Here is a 21,111-nt window from a genome sequence, read left to right on the forward strand (position 1 = left end):
TTATGATTTTAAATTTAAATAACTTACCTACTGACATAGCAGTGTTGCATAGAATGCTTGCGGCATTAAACAATAATATACAGTCACTAACTATAGAAAACCAGTCATTAACCAGTGAGAATCAATCATTAAAAGAACAGCTGGCATTACTAAAAGCCAAGCGTTATGGCAAATCATCAGAGAAACTAGATAAGCAAATAGAGGAACTTGAGCTTAAAATAGAAGAAAACGAGCTAATTTTAGGATTTAAAACTGAGCCAAATAATGCTAATTCCGATAAGAGTATAGTCACTTCAAATGATAGTAAACAGAAGGCAAAGCGTCAGAAATTACCGGATCATTTACCAAGAGAAGATGTGGTATTAAAGCCTATTGACCAGTGTCACGCATGTGGTGGAGTAGAGTTTCGTAAGATAAGTGATGATATTGCAGAAACATTAGAATATGTTCCTGCATCATTTAAGGTAATACGACATATAAGACCACGCTGTGCTTGTATTAATTGTGAGCAGATAGTACAGGCTTATCCTCCATCAAAAGCCATTGATAAAGGTAAGCCGGGGGCTGGTTTACTGGCACATATATTAATTCAGAAATATTGCAATCATCTGCCGCTATATCGTCAATCGCAAATTTACGAGAGAGAAGGAGTAGAGATTTCGAGGACAACAATGGCAAGCTGGGCTGGTCAATGTGCTAGATTGCTAGAGCCAATAGCCAAAGCAATTCAACAATGTATCTTTTCGAGTAAGCAGATACATGGTGATGATACACCTGTGAGGGTTCTAGCTCCTGGGATTGGTAAAACCAAGACTGGTAGAATATGGACTTATGTATCAGATGGTAGACCTCATGGGGATAAGTCTCCAGTTGCAGTTTGCTATTTTTATAGCCCTGATCGGAAAGGGACAAGACCGCTTGAGCATCTCAAAGATTTTACAGGAGTGCTGCATGCTGACGCTTATGCTGGTTATAACCAATTATATATCGATGATGAAAAATCAGCTACTAAGATAGAGGAAGCAGCATGTTGGGCTCATGTACGCCGTAAGTTTTACGAAGTCAGGAGTTTCGCACTTAGCAAAAAATATGTTAATCTAGCAAGAAAGAGTTTTAGTTAAGCATGGCAAGATCAAAATGTAGCAAAGACTTATATAAATCATTTTTACAAGCAAGTAGCGTAAGATATAGTGGTAAAGCATTATCTGAAGTAAGTCCAATAAACCTATCTCATGATAGTGCAAGTCGATGGTTAAATAGTAAGGATTTCCGCCCTAGCGGGATCTACAGAGAAGTGTCAAAATATATTGATAGGGAAGCTTCTTGTTTATTAGTGGGAGATGACACGTTATTGTCAAAGCAATACAGTAAGAAAATTGAGCTTGTACATTATCAATATTCTGGAGCTGTACATGATGTTATACCTGGTATAGGGATGGTCAACTTACTGCATTACAATGCTAAAACTGATCAATCTACCCCTGTAGATTATAGAATATATGATAAAGAAACTGATGGAAAAACAAAGAATGAGCATTTTTGTGATATGCTTACTTTAGCTAAGGAAAGAGGGATCAATCCTGATGCAGTAGTAATGGATGCGTGGTATAGCGGTTTGGAGAATTTGAAACATATACGTAATTTAGGTTGGACATGGGTTAGTAACCTAAGAAAAAATAGAAAAGTTAATCATAATGTTAGCTTAGAAAGTTTAGAGATTCCTGATGAGGGACTAAAAATTCACCTACGTGGATACGGTTGGGTTACGGTATTTAAGTTTGTGGCAAAAAATGGTCGCATTGATTACATAACAACTAACTTAGAAAATCCAACACGTGAACAAATAGAGAAAATTGTTAAGGCACGGTGGTCTATAGAAGTTTATCATCGAGAATTAAAACAAACTTGTGGTATTGAACGCTGTCAGGCACGCACGGGTCGAGCTCAGAGAAATCATATTTGCCTTGCCGTATTTGCTTGGCTCGATATGAACAAAAGGAGGATAAATGAAAAAATTACTTTATATCAACAAACTTGGGAAGTTATAAAAACATCAATTCAGAACAACATTAGATGCCTTTTAGCTGATTCGCAATTTTGCTAACTGCGAAACTCCTGGAAGTAACAATAGCAAATGATAAAGCCAATATTGCTATCGCCATATTGGAGCAGATTGGTGAAATTTATGGCATCGAAGCTAACATAAGAGGATTAGAACCTGATAAGAGGCTAGAGGAACGCACGAAAAAATCTAAAGTACTGGTGGAAAAATTGTTTACAGGTTTTAGGAAAGCATATGATCAACTGCCTAAAAAAGCAGTACGGCAAAAGCTATTTCTTATGCTTTGAACAATCAGAACGCACTGATGAAATTTTTGGATAATGGTAAAATAGAAATTGACAATAACGCTGCAGAGCGTGCAATGAGATCAATTGCCATAGGGCGAAAAAATTGGCTTTTTGCTGGATCAGACAATGGTGGTCATACTGCTGCTATTATCTATTCCATTATCGAAACTGCTAAATTAAATAATGTCAATCCTTGGAAATATTTGCAAAAAGTACTTGCAACAATTCAGGATTATAAAGCCAATAAAATTGTAGACCTCCTCCCTTGGAATATTATACTAGAGTTAACCACTCTGCACTGCAAGTGCAGAGCTTAATATTACGGCATGAATGCCTCATGTATGTACTAACTTAAAAGTTAGAAACTATTTGTGTATGGCTCATTTAGAAAGTGTCACAACACAAAAAAATATATCTGTGAAGTGTAAGATTTTGTTAAAAAATATCCTATCTTTTCTTGATAAGATATTTAAAATTTATGTTGAAACGACGCACTGCAAGTGCGGGGTTTTTCTCCCAAAGTGGGACAATAAATAATAATTCTAGACCGCCTTTACTAGACGGTTACTAATAAGCTATATAAATTAAGAGAATTAATAAATTGGTCTGGTCTAGAAGAATGGTTATCAAAAAATGTTTCTATTAAGAGATTTGGTAGAAATAGAAAATGTCATAGAGTGATGCTTGGTGTAACGATGCTACAAGCAATGTATAATTTTTCAGATTCATTAGCAGAGGAAGAACTAAAAGAAAACATGTATTGGCAATATTTCTGTGGGTGGGAATATATAGAAACAGATATAGCGATGTCGGAAACTAGCATAAGAAGATTTCGTAATTTATTGTCCCACTTTGGGAGAAAAACCCCGCACTTGCAGTGCGTCGTTTCAACATAAATTTTAAATATCTTATCAAGAAAAGATAGGATATTTTTTAACAAAATCTTACACTTCACAGATATATTTTTTTGTGTTGTGACACTTTCTAAATGAGCCATACACAAATAGTTTCTAACTTTTAAGTTAGTACATACATTAGGCATTCATGCCGTAATATTAAGCTCTGCACTTGCAGTGCAGAGTGGTTAACTAGGTGAATCTGGATATAACGAGATATTAGCAGAGTTGATAAGAGTTGGAATAAGAACTAACACAATTAAAAAAAAAGATTTGGAATTGATAATTGCTGATACAACGGTACAAATTAAGAATATCAAGCACCCACATGATGTTTATTTAATGGATAAAGCTAGGCTTAGTATTGTGAAGCTTTGCCAAAGTTTGGGTATAAGTTTAAACGAAACCTACGCTAGAACCTATAAGCGAGATATAATAAAGCTCTGGAAGTATAAAGAGCATAGCAAAGCCAAGAAGCGTTGGAAAATAATGAAGCATTTAAAAACGTTACTTGGTCGTTTGGTTAGAATATGTGAGCGTGAGATAAAAAATCAGAAATTAAACTTATCTATCAGAGATCAAGAAGTATTGAAAAAAGTAAAACAAATACATAGCCAATCTGTTTTAAAAAGAGAAGAGAAAAAGCAATACAAAGAACAGAACAGAACAGAACAGAACAGAATAAAATATTGTATAGTTTTCATGCCCCTGAGGTAGAGTGTATAGGGAAGGGAAAACGAAACAAGCCATATGAGTTTGGCAATAAAGTTGCGGTAGTAGTCAGTGGTCGTAGAAATTTTGTACTGTCAGCAAAATCGTTTCATAATAATCCTTATGATGGTCATACATTGCAGCAGAGTTTTGAAGCGGTAGAAAATGTAACTGGAATAAAGATAAAAAAATCGTTTGTTGATCTTGGTTATACTGGCAGCAATGTTAAAGAGAAGAGTAAGGTATATACCCCAAAAACTCGGAAAAAGTTATTGAAAGAAGACAAGTGTATGATCAGGAGACGCAGTGCTATAGAACCAATAATAGGGCATTTGAAACAATATGGCAGGATGGGCAGAAACTTCTTGAAGGGTGTGATAGGAGATGTGATCAATCCAATAATCTCTGCTATAGGTTTGAATTTACGATGTATTGCGAGCCTTTCTAATTAAGTGTGTAAATTTTTCATAGGGCTTAAATTCTACCTTCAAATTTTATCAAAAAGTGAGCCATAGCTGCGTTCCAGTTTGGAATCGGCATAATCCATTTCTTGGGGTTCTGTCGCATATGTTGGACAATAGAAAAAAGATTGATATAATGATCTAAAAAAGATGTTAAGATGTTTCGTATTACTGCAAGATTATTATCATATTTCAAAGGATTTTGTTCTTCACCAGAAATAATAATGTTATTTGTCTATATGAAATGCCGATTTTCTTTAAGTTATCGAGATTTGGAAGAAATGATGAGTATAAGGGGAGCAAAAATTGATCACTCTACATTACAAAGATGGGTTATAAAATTTGTACCATTGATAGATCAGGTGGTTAGAAAAAGAAAGAAGCCAGTTGGTAGTAGTTGGAGAATGGATGAGACTTATATTAAATTAAACGGTAAATGGGTTTATAGTCACCTTTTTGGTTAAAACCCCCAGCTTCAGCTGGGAAAGACTTTAGTCCTTGTTCTAATATTTCAATTCACTATAACTTGAACATATGATATTTTAACAAGACTAGCCACACTGTATTTTACCATCGCTTTAATGTTGTTTGAATCACTAAATATCGCTATAAAATACTGCAGGGTAACCTAAGAGTTAGGATCAGAGAGATAATGCACAGGCGTTAGTAATATCTCTTTAGAGTAATAGCGACTTCCAGTCTAGATATCAACCCACCAGCTTCAGCTGGTTGTTATTGAGTTATATAGAGCACTAGATAGTCTTGGTAATACTGTAGACTTTCTGCTACGTAAGCATAGAGACAAGCCTGCAGCACTTGCATTTTTTCGTAAAGCCTTTAGAGAGAATAATTTTCCTGAGAAAGTAGTAATTGATAAAAGCGGTAGTAATACGGCTGCTCTTAATGATTTGAATACAGAAGTTCCTAAAGATTATAAAATTAAGGTTATTCAGACCAAATACCTGAATAATCTTGTAGAACAAGATCATAGGTTTATCAAAAAACGTACAAAGCCAATGCTTGGTTTTAAGAGTTTTCATTCTGCAGAAATGACTATTACCGGTATAGAAAATATTCGTATGATGCAAAAAAGACAAATAATTGGAGCTAATGATAATCTTTCTACTTTTGAGAATTTTGCTATGTTAATGGCATCATAATGTCCAAAACCTTAGTTTTAACAATCTTGATGTAGTATGATTTATAGATGCGACAAAACCTGTTTGCTTAGCAATATTTGTAACAGTATGATCAAAAAAATGTTGTAATAATTCGGATTTATCATAACAATTATTATTAACATAACAACATACCTCCGGCATCTGTTTAGCTAATTGCCTTACATCAGGATGATATGTAGTCCAAATTGGTTCATCGTTCTGATCAATGCTAGGTATATATAATTCATACTCTAGGATTTCAGAGATTATATCGGTTAGTTGCTGCCAATACATGAAATCTTGTGCCAAGCGTAAAGTATCTGAAGGTAATATATTTTTAATTTCCGAAACATTAATATAGAGACAATTGACTTGATGATATTGCCAACCTATCTTATCCGGAATTTCTAAGTTGTATTCTCTTTCTATTAAAGGTGAGGCAACTGGCATTGTATCGTATGTAGGAAGTAAAATATCAACTTTTCCTCGTTTACCGAAAACTAGTTGCTGATCCGGAGTGTATATTTTGTTCTTTGTTTCGAGCCAAAGACATATTTGATTTTCGGCAGGATGCCATATTCCGTGTAATACTTCCATAATATTAAGACTTACTGTACATATTTAAATAATTATACCATTAACTCTTCTATTTCTTTTTTGGATAAACCAGTAGACGCAGAAATCTAGATACCTGCTTTCGCAGGTATAACGCAAAATTTGTATCACCTAATTCAATAGGTTTCACTATATGATTCTAATAACTGAATTCTTTTTGAAGTTTTTTATCAAAGGTTTTTATTGTCCCACTTTGGGAGAAAAACCCCGCACTTGCAGTGCGTCGTTTCAACATAAATTTTAAATATCTTATCAAGAAAAGATAGGATATTTTTTAACAAAATCTTACACTTCACAGATATATTTTTTTGTGTTGTGACACTTTCTAAATGAGCCATACACAAATAGTTTCTAACTTTTAAGTTAGTACATACATTAGGCATTCATGCCGTAATATTAAGCTCTGCACTTGCAGTGCAGAGTGGTTAACTTTGTGACTTCTGTTTTTTTCACCTTCTACTAAAATCATATAATCTCCAAAATCAGCTTTGCCAGTTACGTACTTTTCTAGAGCTTCTAGTACTACTTCCCTTTGACCTATAACGATACCTGTTGAATCAGTTAGTGTTATTATTGCTTGATATATCTCATCCCTAGAGCATCCTTTTACTTTCAAAACCCATGCAAATTCTAAAATAGCATAAGAAGAAATAAACAATGAGTTTTCCTGAGTAAATTTTAAAAGAAACTCTTGAGCTTCTTTTGCCTGCTCCTGATCATCCTGTAAGTAAGCTCTAACTAGTACATTGGTGTCAACTCCTATCATTTTCAGCTATCGCTTTACTAATTGCATCATCTATGTCTTCAATAGACATCGGTTTCTCTTGAGATTTACTTTTACCCATACCAAAAAAGCTGGTAATATTTTTCTTTACAGAAAAAATTTCTAAGCTATCATTGTTTTTTATATTAATTAGTAGTTCTGAGCCAGAATGTAACCCTAACTTTGTTCTTAATGTCTTAGGAATTACTAATTGACCTTTTGAAGATAAAATTGCCCTCGCACTCATAAATATAAACACTTAAATAAATAAAATGTATCTAAAGTAAGTTAACATAACTTACTTTAGATTGTCAATATATAAAAAATCTTAAAAAACTATAGAAATAATTTTTTGAATCATCCTGAAAGAAAAGTAAATTTTTCAATTTGGCTCACCGTAACCTTACTATGGTTTTGTCGCATCTATAAATCATACTACATCAAGATTGTTAAAACTAAGGTTTTGGACATTATGATGCCATTAACATAGCAAAATTCTCAAAAGTAGAAAGATTATCATTAGCTCCAATTATTTGTCTTTTTTGCATCATACGAATATTTTCTATACCGGTAATAGTCATTTCTGCAGAATGAAAACTCTTAAAACCAAGCATTGGCTTTGTACGTTTTTTGATAAACCTATGATCTTGTTCTACAAGATTATTCAGGTATTTGGTCTGAATAACCTTAATTTTATAATCTTTAGGAACTTCTGTATTCAAATCATTAAGAGCAGCCGTATTACTACCGCTTTTATCAATTACTACTTTCTCAGGAAAATTATTCTCTCTAAAGGCTTTACGAAAAAATGCAAGTGCTGCAGGCTTGTCTCTATGCTTACGTAGCAGAAAGTCTACAGTATTACCAAGACTATCTAGTGCTCTATATAAATAAACCCATTTACCGTTTAATTTAATATAACTCTCATCCATTCTCCAACTACTACCAACTGGCTTCTTTCTTTTTCTAACCACCTGATCTATCAATGGTACAAATTTTATAACCCATCTTTGTAATGTAGAGTGATCAATTTTTGCTCCCCTTATACTCATCATTTCTTCCAAATCTCGATAACTTAAACAGGAGTTTCGCACTTAGCAAAAAATATGTTAATCTAGCAAGAAAGAGTTTTAGTTAAGCATGGCAAGATCAAAATGTAGCAAAGACTTATATAAATCATTTTTACAAGCAAGTAGCGTAAGATATAGTGGTAAAGCATTATCTGAAGTAAGTCCAATAAACCTATCTCATGATAGTGCAAGTCGATGGTTAAATAGTAAGGATTTCCGCCCTAGCGGGATCTACAGAGAAGTGTCAAAATATATTGATAGGGAAGCTTCTTGTTTATTAGTGGGAGATGACACGTTATTGTCAAAGCAATACAGTAAGAAAATTGAGCTTGTACATTATCAATATTCTGGAGCTGTACATGATGTTATACCTGGTATAGGGATGGTCAACTTACTGCATTACAATGCTAAAACTGATCAATCTACCCCTGTAGATTATAGAATATATGATAAAGAAACTGATGGAAAAACAAAGAATGAGCATTTTTGTGATATGCTTACTTTAGCTAAGGAAAGAGGGATCAATCCTGATGCAGTAGTAATGGATGCGTGGTATAGCGGTTTGGAGAATTTGAAACATATACGTAATTTAGGTTGGACATGGGTTAGTAACCTAAGAAAAAATAGAAAAGTTAATCATAATGTTAGCTTAGAAAGTTTAGAGATTCCTGATGAGGGACTAAAAATTCACCTACGTGGATACGGTTGGGTTACGGTATTTAACCTCAGTTTGATGCAAGATGAAGGTTGAGATTGTTTAATTTTCCAAAAGCTACAGAAATTTTATTAGGTTTGAAAACATAGGCAAGTAGCCCAGCTAATACATTAGTTTGAAAATTCATAACAGATCTATGCCTTGTATGGTCTATATGAAAAAGGTTTTTCAATTGATCATTAATGGTTTCAATAATGTGCCTTTTATTTAAAAACTGCTTTTTAATAGGATCTATTATTCTTTCTTTCATATTACTTTTAATTTTTGTTATTAGTTCTAAACCTTGATTAGCAAGGGATTGAGTGAGTTTTTTACTGATATACCCACGATCACCAAAAAGCCAGCCTTGTAATTTATCTACTAAATTTTCCACCACTGCTCTATCATCGACATTTCCAGGAGTTAAAGAAAAACTCATAATCTCTCCGCAACTGTTAATGACAATATGTAGCTTACAGCCAAAGAACCACCCAGTGGAAGTCTTACCTCTTTTTGCTATGTCTTTGAATACTTTATGTCTATTAATTCTTAAATTATGGCAAGCAGGAAGTTTAGTAGAGTCGATATAATATTGACCAGTTTGTTTTCCTGTTAGGCTTTTTAGCAGTAACACCATGGGCATGAAGCTCATTGGCATTAACTGAACAAAACGACTATAGCTCACAAGTTTTGGAAATTCCTTTCTATAACTTTGGCATAGGCAGCATAAATAAAAATCTTTAAAGGTACGGTAGTGACTCAAGTGAAACATTACTATAATAGTAATAATCTCTGAGAGTCCTATACTGCAGCCCACTTTACGCTTACGGTTAGGATTTGGTAATATATATTTATTTCGCTCCGTATCAAAATGCTTGCAAAAATCATCAATTAAGCAGAAAATCTCCGTAAGAGGGATCATAATATATTCTCCAATTTTGTCATTATTATTAGAGAACGAAACTGGACTGATTTTTCAAGACAAATTTTTCACTAATTTTGTTTCCCATTTTACATAATTTTTAAGCTGCATTTTGTAAGTAATCAAGATACACGTTCATCGGTTTTTTATAACCAATACTTGAATGGAATCTTTGATTGTTATATTTATCCATGTATTTATCAATACCATCTTTAAGTTCTGCGATATTTTTAAAATCATTTATAAATATACAATTATATTTTAAAGTTCTAAAAAATCTTTCAATCACAATATTATCAATGCTTCTACCCTTACCGTTCATTGAGATTTGTATATTATTCTCTTTTAGAATTCCCGTATGCTCATGTCCAGTATATTGACTACCCTGATCACTATTGAATATTTGTGGTGCAGGGTATTTATTCAGTGCATCTTTTAATACATCGGTTACAAGTGATGCATCCATAGAATTAGATACTTTATAACTTAGTATTGCCTTACTATGCCAATCTATAATCGCCACAAGATACATAAATCCTCCGTTAGTTCTAATATAAGTAATGTCACCACTCCACACTTGATTAACATAAGGTACATGAATAGTTCTATTCGTTCCTGATTTGTGCCAGTACGGCTCAAGCAAATAGCTATAAATTTTATGTTGACCATCCTTCACAGAAGTAGATTGCTTTTTATGAGGATGAATAGCTTCTATACCCATTATTCCCATATATTTAAGCACCCTATCTCTGCCCACATTAAAGCCGTCTTCCAATAATTGTTTGTATATATAACGATAACCATACTCAGGGTTATCCGTATATATTTCATCTATTCTATTTAAAATATCAAGATTATATAAGCTCATTACTTTAGCTTTATAATATACTCCAGATCTGCTTATCTTTAATAGTTCACATTGCCTTGTCTTTGCTAACGTACTCAGCTTGGGGTCGACAAGACTTTTCTTATTTGATAAGTCCAAGCTGTTTAGCTTTCCCACCGCCCAGTCCCTCTCGACTGTAGCCTTACCTAATGCTTTTGCAAGTTCATCGTTTTGATTCTTAAGTTCACTAATCTGCCCTTTGTACTCACTAACAGCTTTTGCTGACTCAAATGCCAATGACGCATTATCTAAAAATTGTCGTTTCCAGTTTTGCATAGTTTTAGCCGTTACTTCATATTTGACCGATAACTGACCTATTGTTGATTCTTCTTTTAACATCTCTAATACTATTTTAGTTTTTGCTTCTGCACTAAAATTTTTAATTTGTTTTTTACCCATTTGTTTCTCTTTAATTTTATCAGGAGTTTCGCACTTAGCAAAAAATATGTTAATCTAGCAAGAAAGAGTTTTAGTTAAGCATGGCAAGATCAAAATGTAGCAAAGACTTATATAAATCATTTTTACAAGCAAGTAGCGTAAGATATAGTGGTAAAGCATTATCTGAAGTAAGTCCAATAAACCTATCTCATGATAGTGCAAGTCGATGGTTAAATAGTAAGGATTTCCGCCCTAGCGGGATCTACAGAGAAGTGTCAAAATATATTGATAGGGAAGCTTCTTGTTTATTAGTGGGAGATGACACGTTATTGTCAAAGCAATACAGTAAGAAAATTGAGCTTGTACATTATCAATATTCTGGAGCTGTACATGATGTTATACCTGGTATAGGGATGGTCAACTTACTGCATTACAATGCTAAAACTGATCAATCTACCCCTGTAGATTATAGAATATATGATAAAGAAACTGATGGAAAAACAAAGAATGAGCATTTTTGTGATATGCTTACTTTAGCTAAGGAAAGAGGGATCAATCCTGATGCAGTAGTAATGGATGCGTGGTATAGCGGTTTGGAGAATTTGAAACATATACGTAATTTAGGTTGGACATGGGTTAGTAACCTAAGAAAAAATAGAAAAGTTAATCATAATGTTAGCTTAGAAAGTTTAGAGATTCCTGATGAGGGACTAAAAATTCACCTACGTGGATACGGTTGGGTTACGGTATTTAAGTTTGTGGCAAAAAATGGTCGCATTGATTACATAACAACTAACTTAGAAAATCCAACACGTGAACAAATAGAGAAAATTGTTAAGGCACGGTGGTCTATAGAAGTTTATCATCGAGAATTAAAACAAACTTGTGGTATTGAACGCTGTCAGGCACGCACGGGTCGAGCTCAGAGAAATCATATTTGCCTTGCTGTATTTGCTTGGCTCGATATGAACAAAAGGAGGATAAATGAAAAAATTACTTTATATCAACAAACTTGGGAAGTTATAAAAACATCAATTCAGAACAACATTAGATGCCTTTTAGCTGATTCGCAATTTTGCTAACTGCGAAACTCCTGTTTATTTATTATTCTATACTTATTGAGAAACAAAAATACCTGCTTCTTTGTCTAATTTTTTCAGTCCATTATAAACTTTATAATCCCTCCCTTCTTAATTTTCAAATGTTCTTTCTTACGTCAAACTCAGGTTATTTAAGTTTGTGGCAAAAAATGGTCGCATTGATTACATAACAACTAACTTAGAAAATCCAACACGTGAACAAATAGAGAAAATTGTTAAGGCACGGTGGTCTATAGAAGTTTATCATCGAGAATTAAAACAAACTTGTGGTATTGAACGCTGTCAGGCACGCACGGGTCGAGCTCAGAGAAATCATATTTGCCTTGCCGTATTTGCTTGGCTCGATATGAACAAAAGGAGGATAAATGAAAAAATTACTTTATATCAACAAACTTGGGAAGTTATAAAAACATCAATTCAGAACAACATTAGATGCCTTTTAGCTGATTCGCAATTTTGCTAACTGCGAAACTCCTGTTAAAGAAAATCAGCATTTCATATAGACAAATAACATTATTATTTCTGGTGAAGAACAAAATCCTTTGAAATATGATAATAATCTTGCAGTAATACGAAACATCTTAACATCTTTTTTAGATCATTATATCAATCTTTTTTCTATTGTCCAACATATGCGACAGAACCTCTGTATCATTATTTATTAATAAATCTATCGCTTGATTCATTGCTTCATTTTGTTTTTGGTGCATTATAATTTCTCCTTTTGTTATATTATATTTTTATATAACCTTTGAAAAATTTACACACTTATTTGTACAGAGCCGATTTTTTTGATTCAGTAACTTATGCATTGTCAATAGCTTAAGGGATTATGCTGTACTAGCTAACCTTTCTTTGGAAGCTACTGTATAAATGGAAGTAGTATCAAGCGATTCATGCCCAAGCAGAGTGCTTAGTTCTACTAAACACTTTGAGTTTGACCTTAAGTAATTAATGGCAAAGGTATGTCTTAAAGTGTGGGGACTCAGGTTTTCTATACCAGCTTTATTAGCTAATTTACTAACTATCTTTTGCACAGCTCTGACAGTCATTTTCTTGTTTTGTTTGCTTAAAAATACGGCTCTTCTTTTATCTAATGCTTCATTAAACTTTTCATCTGATTTTTTTTCTCCAAGATAATTACGTAAAGCTTTTCTTGCATAATTATTTAAAGGTATTGTTCTTTCTTTCCCACCTTTAGCATTAACAATTCTTATTTCCCCTGATCTATCGTATAGCGTTAAATCTCTTATTTCCAGATTAACTATCTCACCGACTCTAATCCCTGTTTGCAGCAGCAATTGTATAATAGCATAATTACGCTTTTGTGTTCCATGCGAGAAGTGTGAAGTTACTGATAATAGTTTATGAATATCCTTCTTGGTTAGTGCCTGTGGTTGTATTCTTCTAATCCGTCTCAAAAATTTTATTTTTTCAGATGGATTTTTCTTAAGATGTTCCTGACTGCTCATGAATTGAAAGAAATTTCTTAAGCTTTGAATGTTTCTGTTAATGGAAGAGACTTTCCTACGCTGATTATGGACTAAATAATCTTTGTAGGCATTCAAGTGATAATAAGTTACTTGCTCTATATTCTCTGTGAAATCTATTTCTCTATACCATTTATAGAATCTTTTTATATCTGAAACATAGTTTCTTATGGTATTATCACTGATATCCTCCGAAATCATTTTTTCTTTGAAAGAATTCAAAAATGTATCAAACATGGTAGGTTTGTATTATACGAATAATAGGGTATAGGGTTAGTATATGGGTTTATTTCGTATAATACAAGTAATTTTTTTATTATAGTACATATAATATGACTTATACGTACTAATGATACGAATAATTGCAAAAAATATGCGAAAATAATTCACTTAAAAGTTGAGAATTGATAGTTAACCACTCTGCACTGCAAGTGCAGAGCTTAATATTACGGCATGAATGCCTCATGTATGTACTAACTTAAAAGTTAGAAACTATTTGTGTATGGCTCATTTAGAAAGTGTCACAACACAAAAAGAATATATCTGTGAAGTGTAAGATTTTGTTAAAAAATATCTTATCTTTTCTTTTCTTGATAAGATATTTAAAATTTATGTTGAAACGACGCACTGCAAGTGCGGGGTTTTTCTCCCAAAGTGGGACAATAAAATATCTGAAAACTAGAAAAAATTGCTTAATAATGTGTGACTAATTATGAACTCAAATCCGGCAAAATGCTATAAGTAAGCCGTTCACAGAATTTCAAAGTTCGTATAATACGCTATAGGTCTTTTTAGCAGCTATGTTGCTGATAGACCTATAGGGTTAAATAATGACATCGATCAAAAAACTATCTCTTCCAATTTAAAAAATGGCATCTTAACAATCATATTACCTCGTATTGAAACACAAGAAGCTGATGTTAAGGAAATACCTATTAATTAGCCTCATGATAAATCGAATTGTACTAGGCATTGTTCGGAAGGGTAGGAATTGTCTTACTGTAGACAGAATTATCCCATTTTCACAGAAACACATCTACCAAATGAATTCCACTGATTAATAATATTTGCGATAGTTACTACTTATAGCTTAGATTTATGAGTAGCTTTAGAATTGGTAAGAGAGAGGATAAAATCTTCATCAAGACCGGTGATAGTAGAAATAAAAGCAGGGTCTGAACCTTTGGCTAGCATTTTTTTTGCTACTGCAATATTTTGTTCAGCTTTACCTTCAGCTTTACCTATTTGGATACCTCTAGTTTCGCCTATTTGGATGCCCCTAGTTTCACCTATTTGGATGCCTTCAGCTTTAGCAGTTTCTATCAAGTAGGCTTCTGACGCTTTATTATCCATAATACGTTTAGTCTCTTGTTCATAAGTCAGCAATTCTTCTTCTGTCCAATTAAACTGGTTTAATTCTTCATATGCCCGCTCTATAACCTCGTCAGAACCTATTAGTTTACGTAAGTCTTCTTCACTTGTCTCATCTGCATGTTTGAAAAAATAACACCATTTCTCGATTATGTTAGTTAGTAAATTTATATCTGTGATTTTAAACTTTGGTAACTCTATAAAAGTAAAAGAAAAATCCTTTAAATCATGAGAATAGCTATCTTTATCCAAAATAATATGATCAGATTTATAGAACACCTTATCTTTAAAAATAATATTATCACTGATAGCAATAAATATTACCGACTTTAAATCTATATACCTAGCTCCCTCCTTCTTGCCTTTATTTAACTGCCTTGAATAGGCTTTAGCAGCATAATACTGTGCTCTCTTCTCAAAGCCTTCTTGTGGAGATACCTGCATTTCAATAATTAGCTGCACTCCATTTTCATCTTTACACAAAACATCAACTATACTCTGCTTCTTAGCAGCAATCTCTGGTTCTTGAATAGTAGGTAAAAATGTTACTTCTTTGATTTTATCACTGCCTTTAAGCTCCAATACATCATTAATAAAATGAATCAGAATGTCTTTATTCTTCTCCGAACCGAATATACGGCGAAAGGCAACATCATTCTTAGGGTCTAGAAATTTACTAATGGTCATAAATAGTAATGTATTGAACTCGTTAATTATTATAACATAAAGCTAGACAAACTACTAAATATTATGTTTAACACAAGCGTATCCTGTTTTAATAGTAATTCTGGTACAATCTTCTCTAAGAAAAACAGATGTACTATATTAGTATATACAAGTCTAATATTTCTTATTAATACTACTATATTACAAGGTTCTGTCGCATATGTTGGACAATAGAAAAAAGATTGATATAATGATCTAAAAAAGATGTTAAGATGTTTCGTATTACTGCAAGATTATTATCATATTTCAAAGGATTTTGTTCTTCACCAGAAATAATAATGTTATTTGTCTATATGAAATGCCGATTTTCTTTAAGTTATCGAGATTTGGAAGAAATGATGAGTATAAGGGGAGCAAAAATTGATCACTCTACATTACAAAGATGGGTTATAAAATTTGTACCATTGATAGATCAGGTGGTTAGAAAAAGAAAGAAGCCAGTTGGTAGTAGTTGGAGAATGGATGAGACTTATATTAAATTAAACGGTAAATGGGTTTATTTATATAACCTGAGTTTGACGTAAGAAAGAACATTTAAAAATTAAGAAGGGAGGGATTATAAAGTTCTCTAATAATAATGACAAAATTGGAGAATATATTATGATCCCTCTTACGGAGATTTTCTCCTTAATTGATGATTTTTGCAAGCATTTTGATACGGAGCGAAATAAATATATATTACCAAATCCTAACCGTAAGCGTAAAGTGGGCTGCAGTATAGGACTCTCAGAGATTATTACTATTATAGTAATGTTTCACTTGAGTCACTACCGTACCTTTAAAGATTTTTATTTATGCTGCCTATGCCAAAGTTATAGAAAGGAATTTGAGCCTTTCTAATTAAGTGTGTAAATTTTTCATAGGGCTTAAATTCTACCTTCAAATTTTATCAAAAAGTGAGCCATAGCTGCGTTCCAGTTTGGAATCGGCATAACCCATTTCTTGGTCATATAATCAATTGCCAAATATAAGGTCTTAAAAACAGCATTATCATTTGGAAAAACCCGTTTATTCTTAGTAACCTTACGTAATTGGCTATTGACAGATTCTACACTATTAGTTGTGTATATTACTTTCCTTATCGCCTCAGGGTATCCTAGAAAAACCATTAAATTTTCCCAATGAACATACCAAGATTTAGCAATTTGTGGATACTGTTTACTCCATTTAGCTTCAAAAGATTCTAAAGCAAGATGTGCTTCTTCCTCCGTGCTAGCAGTATATATAGGCTTTAAATCAGACGCTAATTCTTTTCGGTCTTTATATGATACATATTTTAAACTATTTCTAATCTGATGTACAATACATAATTGATGTTCGGTTTTCGGAAAAACTGCTTCTATTGCCTCAGACATACCGGTTAAATTATCACTGCAAGCAATAAGCATGTCTTGCATACCTCTGTTCTTCATCTCAGTAAAATTACCAAGCCAAAATTTCGCTCCTTCATTTTCACTGATCCACAATCCTAAAATATCCTTCCTTCCAGATAAATCAATACCTAATGCTACATATACAGACTTATTGATAATTCGTTTATCTTGACGTACTTTTACTACTAAACAGTCAAAAAATACTATAGCATATACTCGATCCAATGGTCGGCTTTGCCATATCTTGACATCCTCAATTACATCATCAGTAATTTGACTTATCAAACTTTCGCTAACGTCAGCTCCATACAATTCTTGCATTTGAATCTTAATATCAGATAAGCTCATTCCTTTAGCGTATAATGATATTATTTTATCATCAAATCCTTCAATACGTCTTTGACGCTTCGGAATTAATGCAGGTTCAAATGTACTACTTCTATCCCTTGGAACCTCAATCTCTACAACTCCATTATTTGTTACTAGATTCTTTACATTCCTACCATTACGAACATTATCACTATCAGTATGACAATATTTATCATATCCTAAATGATTATTCATCTCTGACTGCAATGCCTTCTCTACAAGCCGTTTGGTTAATTGTTTTAATAAACCATCCTCTTTAAGTAATGTTGATATATCTGTATCATTATTTATTGTCCCACTTTGGGAGAAAAACCCCGCACTTGCAGTGCGTCGTTTCAACATAAATTTTAAATATCTTATCAAGAAAAGATAAGAATGAATCATACAGATATTTTTTAACAAAATCTTACACTTCACAGATATATTCTTTTTGTGTTGTGACACTTTCTAAATGAGCCATATACAAATAGTTTCTAACTTTTAAGTTAGTACATACATTAGGCATTCATGCCGTAATATTAAGCTCTGCACTTGCAGTGCAGAGTGGTTAACTAATAAATCTATCGCTTGATTCATTGCTTCATTTTGTTTTTGGTGCATTATAATTTCTCCTTTTGTTATATTATATTTTTATATAACCTTTGAAAAATTTACACACTTATTTGTACAGAGCCAGGAATTTCCAAAACTTGTGAGCTATAGTCGTTTTGTTCAGTTAATGCCAATGAGCTTCATGCCCATGGTGTTACTGCTAAAAAGCCTAACAGGAAAACAAACTGGTCAATATTATATCGACTCTACTAAACTTCCTGCTTGCCATAATTTAAGAATTAATAGACATAAAGTATTCAAAGACATAGCAAAAAGAGGTAAGACTTCCACTGGGTGGTTCTTTGGCTGTAAGCTACATATTGTCATTAACAGTTGCGGAGAGATTATGAGTTTTTCTTTAACTCCTGGAAATGTCGATGATAGAGCAGTGGTGGAAAATTTAGTAGATAAATTACAAGGCTGGCTTTTTGGTGATCGTGGGTATATCAGTAAAAAACTCACTCAATCCCTTGCTAATCAAGGTTTAGAATTAATAACAAAAATTAAAAGTAATATGAAAAAAAGAATAATAGATCCTATTAAAAAGCAGTTTTTAAATAAAAGGCACATTATTGAAACCATTAATGATCAATTGAAAAACCTTTTTCATATAGACCATACAAGGCATAGATCTGTTATGAATTTTCAAACTAATGTATTAGCTGGGCTACTTGCCTATGTTTTCAAACCTAATAAAATTTCTGTAGCTTTTGGAAAATTAAACAATCTCAACCTTCATCTTGCATCAAACTGAGGTTACTTTAGCAAATTCTTTCCTTTCTAGTTTATGAAGCTTTAATTTGTTCTTTAAAAATTTTTGTACTTGAGTAGCATATTTCATATTTTTAATTAAAAATACCAAATTTGGTATTTTTTTCTTGACACCCTAAAAAGATTCTAGTTAACCACTCTGCACTGCAAGTGCAGAGCTGGCACCGTCAAGTTAAGTAAATTAGTTTTAAAAAGTGTTATGTTTTTAGATTTTAGGCATCAAGAAGTCTTTGAGTAGCTTCGTCCCAAATGGATTTAGCGGATGCAAATGCAATTCTTTGCTCAGGTGATGTTTTAGTATATCTTCCAACATTTACGGCAAATATATTTCTGACTTTCCCCATCAGTGATAATGTACATTGGGCTGAATTAGGATGCTTAAATTTAATCAATATCTTCTCTTTTCGCCGAGTTGGTTGATGAGCATTCTCAATACGATTATTTAGTCTTTTATGAGTGCGATGCTCAGTCTTAGTACACATCAGCTTAACTGGTTTAATGTAACTCCTGAGCTTATCAGTAACAATTACTCTTGGGGCTCATAATTACACAATAATCTTGATAAAAAGCGAATAGCTGATTTCTTGTTACGACGTTTCTGCAGTAATACTTCTAATTCATGCCCCTCAGAGTCAACAGCTCTCCATAATATAACCTCAGTTTGATGCAAGATGAAGGTTGAGATTGTTTAATTTCTATAACTTTGGCATAGGCAGCATAAATAAAAATCTTTAAAGGTACGGTAGTGACTCAAGTGAAACATTACTATAATAGTAAGTATACCTGCAGCAAAACTGCATAACTTTATCTAATGTTTTTGCTAGTATGAATTTTTTATACATTTGGGTTTCATACTATGCAAATACCATCAATTACTATTGAGCAAGTAGCTCAGCAATTTAAAGCCTGGCGTCAAACTAAAACTAATAAGTTTGATCCTATACCAAACCATCTAAAGGAATTAGTTTACCAATTACTCCATCATTATTCTTACCAAGAGATAGCTAAACATCTTAATATTAATAAAGCAACAATCAGTTCAATTAAAAAAGCCCATGAGCCTACCCTCAAAACTTCTCCTGTCTCAACTTCAAATCAAGCTCTACAACAAAATATTAATTTTCTCCCATTTCAACTATTAAATTCTATAGATACCGATCCTGTAGCTGCCCCCAAACAAAATCACTATACTTGTCACATTATTAAACCAAATGGTACCAAACTTATTATCCAAACACTAGAACCAAAAACCATAATTCAGACATTTTTATGCTGCAACTAACCCCGGCGTCAGTTATTTTTGTTGCCACTATTGCCATCGATTTTCGCAAGGGTATCGATGGCTTAATCGCTGTTTGTAGACAAAAACTTTCTTCTGACCCTCTTAATGGTTCCTTGTTTTTATTCTATCAGGAGTTTCGCAGTTAGCAAAATTGCGAATCAGCTAAAAGGCATCTAATGTTGTTCTGAATTGATGTTTTTATAACTTCCCAAGTTTGTTGATATAAAGTAATTTTTTCATTTATCCTCCTTTTGTTCATATCGAGCCAAGCAAATACAGCAAGGCAAATATGATTTCTCTGAGCTCGACCCGTGCGTGCCTGACAGCGTTCAATACCACAAGTTTGTTTTAATTCTCGATGATAAACTTCTATAGACCACCGTGCCTTAACAATTTTCTCTATTTGTTCACGTGTTGGATTTTCTAAGTTAGTTGTTATGTAATCAATGCGACCATTTTTTGCCACAAACTTAAATACCGTAACCCAACCGTATCCACGTAGGTGAATTTTTAGTCCCTCATCAGGAATCTCTAAACTTTCTAAGCTAACATTATGATTAACTTTTCTATTTTTTCTTAGGTTACTAACCCATGTCCAACCTAAATTACGTATATGTTTCAAATTCTCCAAACCGCTATACCACGCATCCATTACTACTGCATCAGGATTGATCCCTCTTTCCTTAGCTAAAGTAAGCATATCACAAAAATGCTCATTCTTTGTTTTTCCATCAGTTTCTTTATCATATATTCTATAATCTACAGGGGTAGATTGATCAGTTTTAGCATTGTAATGCAGTAAGTTGACCATCCCTATACCAGGTATAACATCATGTACAGCTCCAGAATATTGATAATGTACAAGCTCAATTTTCTTACTGTATTGCTTTGACAATAACGTGTCATCTCCCACTAATAAACAAGAAGCTTCCCTATCAATATATTTTGACACTTCTCTGTAGATCCCGCTAGGGCGGAAATCCTTACTATTTAACCATCGACTTGCACTATCATGAGATAGGTTTATTGGACTTACTTCAGATAATGCTTTACCACTATATCTTACGCTACTTGCTTGTAAAAATGATTTATATAAGTCTTTGCTACATTTTGATCTTGCCATGCTTAACTAA

At 33.0% G+C, this 21,111-nt stretch carries 24 protein-coding genes and 8 pseudogenes; 19 read left to right on the top strand and 13 right to left on the bottom strand.

Annotated elements, in window-relative coordinates:
• Positions 1-2: 2 nt before the first annotated feature.
• The 9 genes and pseudogenes from tnpC to AAHN00_RS11500 all read left to right on the top strand — a co-directional run bounded on the left by tnpC (position 3) and on the right by AAHN00_RS11500 (position 5,577).
• On the top strand, positions 3-1,121 hold the full coding sequence (gene tnpC / locus AAHN00_RS11460) for an IS66 family transposase (RefSeq protein WP_342271328.1): 1,119 nt from the start codon (positions 3-5) through the stop codon (positions 1,119-1,121).
• A gap of 2 nt (positions 1,122-1,123) precedes the next feature.
• Complete coding sequence (locus AAHN00_RS11465) at positions 1,124-2,104, top strand: transposase (RefSeq protein ID WP_342271025.1); 981 nt, start codon at positions 1,124-1,126, stop codon at positions 2,102-2,104.
• 59 nt (positions 2,105-2,163) lie between these two features.
• Positions 2,164-2,564: pseudogene (locus AAHN00_RS15165) on the top strand (IS66 family transposase); the annotation flags it as partial.
• A 160-nt stretch (positions 2,565-2,724) separates the two neighbouring features.
• Positions 2,725-2,886: a hypothetical protein gene (locus AAHN00_RS11475; RefSeq protein ID WP_342271266.1), complete on the top strand. Its 162-nt coding sequence runs from the start codon at positions 2,725-2,727 to the stop codon at positions 2,884-2,886.
• 170 nt (positions 2,887-3,056) lie between these two features.
• Positions 3,057-3,245 carry a transposase gene (locus tag AAHN00_RS15170; RefSeq protein WP_410521450.1) on the top strand — a complete coding sequence of 63 codons (189 nt, stop codon included), beginning with the start codon at positions 3,057-3,059 and terminating at the stop codon, positions 3,243-3,245.
• A 228-nt stretch (positions 3,246-3,473) separates the two neighbouring features.
• Positions 3,474-3,962: a hypothetical protein gene (locus tag AAHN00_RS11485; RefSeq protein WP_342271331.1), complete on the top strand. Its 489-nt coding sequence runs from the start codon at positions 3,474-3,476 to the stop codon at positions 3,960-3,962.
• A complete protein-coding gene (locus tag AAHN00_RS11490) occupies positions 3,935-4,408 on the top strand; it encodes a transposase (protein ID WP_342271332.1) in 474 nt (157 codons plus the stop codon). Before AAHN00_RS11485 ends, AAHN00_RS11490 begins: the two co-directional genes overlap by 28 nt.
• Positions 4,409-4,575: 167 nt before the next feature.
• A pseudogene (locus AAHN00_RS11495) lies at positions 4,576-4,863 on the top strand (IS6 family transposase); the annotation flags it as partial.
• A 336-nt stretch (positions 4,864-5,199) separates the two neighbouring features.
• A complete protein-coding gene (locus tag AAHN00_RS11500; RefSeq protein WP_410521451.1) occupies positions 5,200-5,577 on the top strand; it encodes a DDE-type integrase/transposase/recombinase in 378 nt (125 codons plus the stop codon).
• Here AAHN00_RS11500 and AAHN00_RS11505 read toward each other — a convergent pair.
• The 5 genes and pseudogenes from AAHN00_RS11505 to AAHN00_RS11525 all read right to left on the bottom strand — a co-directional run.
• Positions 5,572-6,174: a hypothetical protein gene (locus AAHN00_RS11505; protein ID WP_342271333.1), complete on the bottom strand. Its 603-nt coding sequence runs from the start codon at positions 6,172-6,174 to the stop codon at positions 5,572-5,574. The two genes, AAHN00_RS11500 and AAHN00_RS11505, sit on opposite strands and share 6 nt — an antisense overlap.
• Positions 6,175-6,362: 188 nt before the next feature.
• Positions 6,363-6,530 (bottom strand): hypothetical protein, encoded by a 168-nt coding sequence (locus AAHN00_RS11510; protein WP_342271334.1) that lies wholly within the window; start codon positions 6,528-6,530, stop codon positions 6,363-6,365.
• Between the two features lie 20 nt (positions 6,531-6,550).
• On the bottom strand, positions 6,551-6,958 hold the full coding sequence (locus AAHN00_RS11515) for a type II toxin-antitoxin system VapC family toxin (RefSeq protein WP_342271335.1): 408 nt from the start codon (positions 6,956-6,958) through the stop codon (positions 6,551-6,553).
• Entirely contained in the window at positions 6,945-7,202 is a 258-nt protein-coding gene (locus tag AAHN00_RS11520) for an AbrB/MazE/SpoVT family DNA-binding domain-containing protein (RefSeq protein WP_410521388.1), read from the bottom strand. Before AAHN00_RS11520 ends, AAHN00_RS11515 begins: the two co-directional genes overlap by 14 nt.
• Positions 7,203-7,425: 223 nt before the next feature.
• Positions 7,426-8,034, bottom strand: a pseudogene (locus tag AAHN00_RS11525) (IS6 family transposase); the annotation flags it as partial.
• 61 nt (positions 8,035-8,095) lie between these two features.
• Between AAHN00_RS11525 and AAHN00_RS11530 the strand changes: the two are divergent.
• Positions 8,096-8,776 carry a transposase gene (locus AAHN00_RS11530; RefSeq protein WP_342271336.1) on the top strand — a complete coding sequence of 227 codons (681 nt, stop codon included), beginning with the start codon at positions 8,096-8,098 and terminating at the stop codon, positions 8,774-8,776.
• On the opposite strand, the gene AAHN00_RS11535 is transcribed toward AAHN00_RS11530, so the two are convergent.
• On the bottom strand, positions 8,751-9,641 hold the full coding sequence (locus AAHN00_RS11535) for an IS982 family transposase (RefSeq protein WP_342270939.1): 891 nt from the start codon (positions 9,639-9,641) through the stop codon (positions 8,751-8,753). The genes AAHN00_RS11530 and AAHN00_RS11535 overlap by 26 nt on opposite strands.
• A 100-nt stretch (positions 9,642-9,741) precedes the next feature.
• Positions 9,742-10,926 (bottom strand): IS3 family transposase, encoded by a 1,185-nt coding sequence (locus AAHN00_RS11540; RefSeq protein ID WP_342271337.1) that lies wholly within the window; start codon positions 10,924-10,926, stop codon positions 9,742-9,744.
• An 80-nt stretch (positions 10,927-11,006) separates the two neighbouring features.
• Between AAHN00_RS11540 and AAHN00_RS11545 the strand changes: the two genes are divergently transcribed.
• Both AAHN00_RS11545 and AAHN00_RS11550 read left to right on the top strand, forming a co-directional pair.
• Positions 11,007-11,987 (top strand): transposase, encoded by a 981-nt coding sequence (locus AAHN00_RS11545; protein WP_342271025.1) that lies wholly within the window; start codon positions 11,007-11,009, stop codon positions 11,985-11,987.
• Between the two features lie 145 nt (positions 11,988-12,132).
• Positions 12,133-12,468: pseudogene (locus AAHN00_RS11550) on the top strand (transposase); the annotation flags it as partial.
• A 27-nt stretch (positions 12,469-12,495) separates the two neighbouring features.
• On the opposite strand, the pseudogene AAHN00_RS11555 reads toward AAHN00_RS11550, so the two are convergent.
• Positions 12,496-12,585 (bottom strand): annotated as a pseudogene (locus tag AAHN00_RS11555) (IS6 family transposase); the annotation flags it as partial.
• Positions 12,586-12,835: 250 nt separating this feature from the next.
• A complete protein-coding gene (locus tag AAHN00_RS11560) occupies positions 12,836-13,717 on the bottom strand; it encodes a tyrosine-type recombinase/integrase (protein WP_342271338.1) in 882 nt (293 codons plus the stop codon).
• Between the two features lie 296 nt (positions 13,718-14,013).
• Here AAHN00_RS11560 and AAHN00_RS11565 point away from each other — a divergent pair, with 296 nt between their 5' ends.
• The gene (locus tag AAHN00_RS11565) at positions 14,014-14,205 is read left to right on the top strand and encodes a hypothetical protein (protein ID WP_342271339.1); all 192 of its coding nucleotides are present in this window, start codon (positions 14,014-14,016) and stop codon (positions 14,203-14,205) included.
• Positions 14,206-14,312: 107 nt separating this feature from the next.
• Positions 14,313-14,438: pseudogene (locus tag AAHN00_RS11570) on the top strand (Hsp20 family protein); the annotation flags it as partial.
• Between the two features lie 140 nt (positions 14,439-14,578).
• Here the strand turns inward: AAHN00_RS11570 and AAHN00_RS11575 are convergent.
• Positions 14,579-15,553, bottom strand: coding sequence for an Rpn family recombination-promoting nuclease/putative transposase (locus AAHN00_RS11575; RefSeq protein WP_342271340.1), 975 nt, complete (start codon positions 15,551-15,553; stop codon positions 14,579-14,581).
• 251 nt (positions 15,554-15,804) lie between these two features.
• On the opposite strand from AAHN00_RS11575, the pseudogene AAHN00_RS11580 reads away from it, so the two are divergent.
• Positions 15,805-16,098: pseudogene (locus AAHN00_RS11580) on the top strand (IS6 family transposase); the annotation flags it as partial.
• Positions 16,099-16,192: 94 nt separating this feature from the next.
• On the top strand, positions 16,193-16,432 hold the full coding sequence (locus tag AAHN00_RS11585) for a hypothetical protein (protein ID WP_342271341.1): 240 nt from the start codon (positions 16,193-16,195) through the stop codon (positions 16,430-16,432).
• A gap of 26 nt (positions 16,433-16,458) precedes the next feature.
• Here the strand turns inward: AAHN00_RS11585 and AAHN00_RS11590 are convergent, their stop codons facing one another.
• Positions 16,459-17,676 carry an IS256 family transposase gene (locus AAHN00_RS11590; protein ID WP_342272664.1) on the bottom strand — a complete coding sequence of 406 codons (1,218 nt, stop codon included), beginning with the start codon at positions 17,674-17,676 and terminating at the stop codon, positions 16,459-16,461.
• A gap of 292 nt (positions 17,677-17,968) precedes the next feature.
• On the opposite strand from AAHN00_RS11590, the gene AAHN00_RS11595 reads away from it, so the two are divergent.
• Positions 17,969-18,679, top strand: a complete 711-nt coding sequence (locus AAHN00_RS11595) for an IS982 family transposase (protein WP_342272665.1) — start codon at positions 17,969-17,971, stop codon at positions 18,677-18,679.
• 229 nt (positions 18,680-18,908) lie between these two features.
• Here the strand turns inward: AAHN00_RS11595 and AAHN00_RS11600 are convergent.
• Positions 18,909-19,366 (bottom strand): annotated as a pseudogene (locus AAHN00_RS11600) (IS6 family transposase).
• A 186-nt stretch (positions 19,367-19,552) separates the two neighbouring features.
• Here AAHN00_RS11600 and AAHN00_RS11605 point away from each other — a divergent pair.
• A complete protein-coding gene (locus AAHN00_RS11605) occupies positions 19,553-19,978 on the top strand; it encodes a hypothetical protein (protein ID WP_342271013.1) in 426 nt (141 codons plus the stop codon).
• Positions 19,966-20,124: an IS66 family insertion sequence element accessory protein TnpB gene (tnpB, locus tag AAHN00_RS11610; protein ID WP_342271342.1), complete on the top strand. Its 159-nt coding sequence runs from the start codon at positions 19,966-19,968 to the stop codon at positions 20,122-20,124. Before AAHN00_RS11605 ends, tnpB begins: the two co-directional genes overlap by 13 nt.
• Here the strand turns inward: tnpB and AAHN00_RS11615 are convergent.
• The gene (locus tag AAHN00_RS11615) at positions 20,121-21,101 is read right to left on the bottom strand and encodes a transposase (RefSeq protein WP_342271025.1); all 981 of its coding nucleotides are present in this window, start codon (positions 21,099-21,101) and stop codon (positions 20,121-20,123) included. The genes tnpB and AAHN00_RS11615 overlap by 4 nt on opposite strands.
• Positions 21,102-21,111: the final 10 nt, after the last annotated feature.

Origin of the sequence: Candidatus Tisiphia endosymbiont of Parasteatoda lunata, from assembly GCF_964030955.1 — a bacterium.
In the GTDB taxonomy this organism is placed as follows: domain Bacteria; phylum Pseudomonadota; class Alphaproteobacteria; order Rickettsiales; family Rickettsiaceae; genus Tisiphia.

Excerpts from the sequence above, each read along its gene's own strand:
- AAHN00_RS11605 (WP_342271013.1), top strand. The coding sequence starts at position 19,553 with ATGCAAATACCATCAATTACTATTGAGCAAGTAGCTCAGCAATTTAAA.
- AAHN00_RS11515 (WP_342271335.1), bottom strand. The coding sequence starts at position 6,958 with ATGATAGGAGTTGACACCAATGTACTAGTTAGAGCTTACTTACAGGAT.
- AAHN00_RS11530 (WP_342271336.1), top strand. The coding sequence starts at position 8,096 with ATGGCAAGATCAAAATGTAGCAAAGACTTATATAAATCATTTTTACAA.
- AAHN00_RS11545 (WP_342271025.1), top strand. The coding sequence starts at position 11,007 with ATGGCAAGATCAAAATGTAGCAAAGACTTATATAAATCATTTTTACAA.
- AAHN00_RS11590 (WP_342272664.1), bottom strand. The coding sequence starts at position 17,676 with ATGTTGAAACGACGCACTGCAAGTGCGGGGTTTTTCTCCCAAAGTGGG.
- AAHN00_RS11615 (WP_342271025.1), bottom strand. The coding sequence starts at position 21,101 with ATGGCAAGATCAAAATGTAGCAAAGACTTATATAAATCATTTTTACAA.
- tnpC (WP_342271328.1), top strand. The coding sequence starts at position 3 with ATGATTTTAAATTTAAATAACTTACCTACTGACATAGCAGTGTTGCAT.
- AAHN00_RS15170 (WP_410521450.1), top strand. The coding sequence starts at position 3,057 with ATGTATAATTTTTCAGATTCATTAGCAGAGGAAGAACTAAAAGAAAAC.
- AAHN00_RS11575 (WP_342271340.1), bottom strand. The coding sequence starts at position 15,553 with ATGACCATTAGTAAATTTCTAGACCCTAAGAATGATGTTGCCTTTCGC.
- AAHN00_RS11510 (WP_342271334.1), bottom strand. The coding sequence starts at position 6,530 with ATGGCTCATTTAGAAAGTGTCACAACACAAAAAAATATATCTGTGAAG.
- AAHN00_RS11520 (WP_410521388.1), bottom strand. The coding sequence starts at position 7,202 with ATGAGTGCGAGGGCAATTTTATCTTCAAAAGGTCAATTAGTAATTCCT.
- AAHN00_RS11535 (WP_342270939.1), bottom strand. The coding sequence starts at position 9,641 with ATGATCCCTCTTACGGAGATTTTCTGCTTAATTGATGATTTTTGCAAG.
- AAHN00_RS11505 (WP_342271333.1), bottom strand. The coding sequence starts at position 6,174 with ATGGAAGTATTACACGGAATATGGCATCCTGCCGAAAATCAAATATGT.
- AAHN00_RS11585 (WP_342271341.1), top strand. The coding sequence starts at position 16,193 with ATGATCCCTCTTACGGAGATTTTCTCCTTAATTGATGATTTTTGCAAG.
- AAHN00_RS11475 (WP_342271266.1), top strand. The coding sequence starts at position 2,725 with ATGGCTCATTTAGAAAGTGTCACAACACAAAAAAATATATCTGTGAAG.
- AAHN00_RS11465 (WP_342271025.1), top strand. The coding sequence starts at position 1,124 with ATGGCAAGATCAAAATGTAGCAAAGACTTATATAAATCATTTTTACAA.
- AAHN00_RS11540 (WP_342271337.1), bottom strand. The coding sequence starts at position 10,926 with ATGGGTAAAAAACAAATTAAAAATTTTAGTGCAGAAGCAAAAACTAAA.
- tnpB (WP_342271342.1), top strand. The coding sequence starts at position 19,966 with ATGCTGCAACTAACCCCGGCGTCAGTTATTTTTGTTGCCACTATTGCC.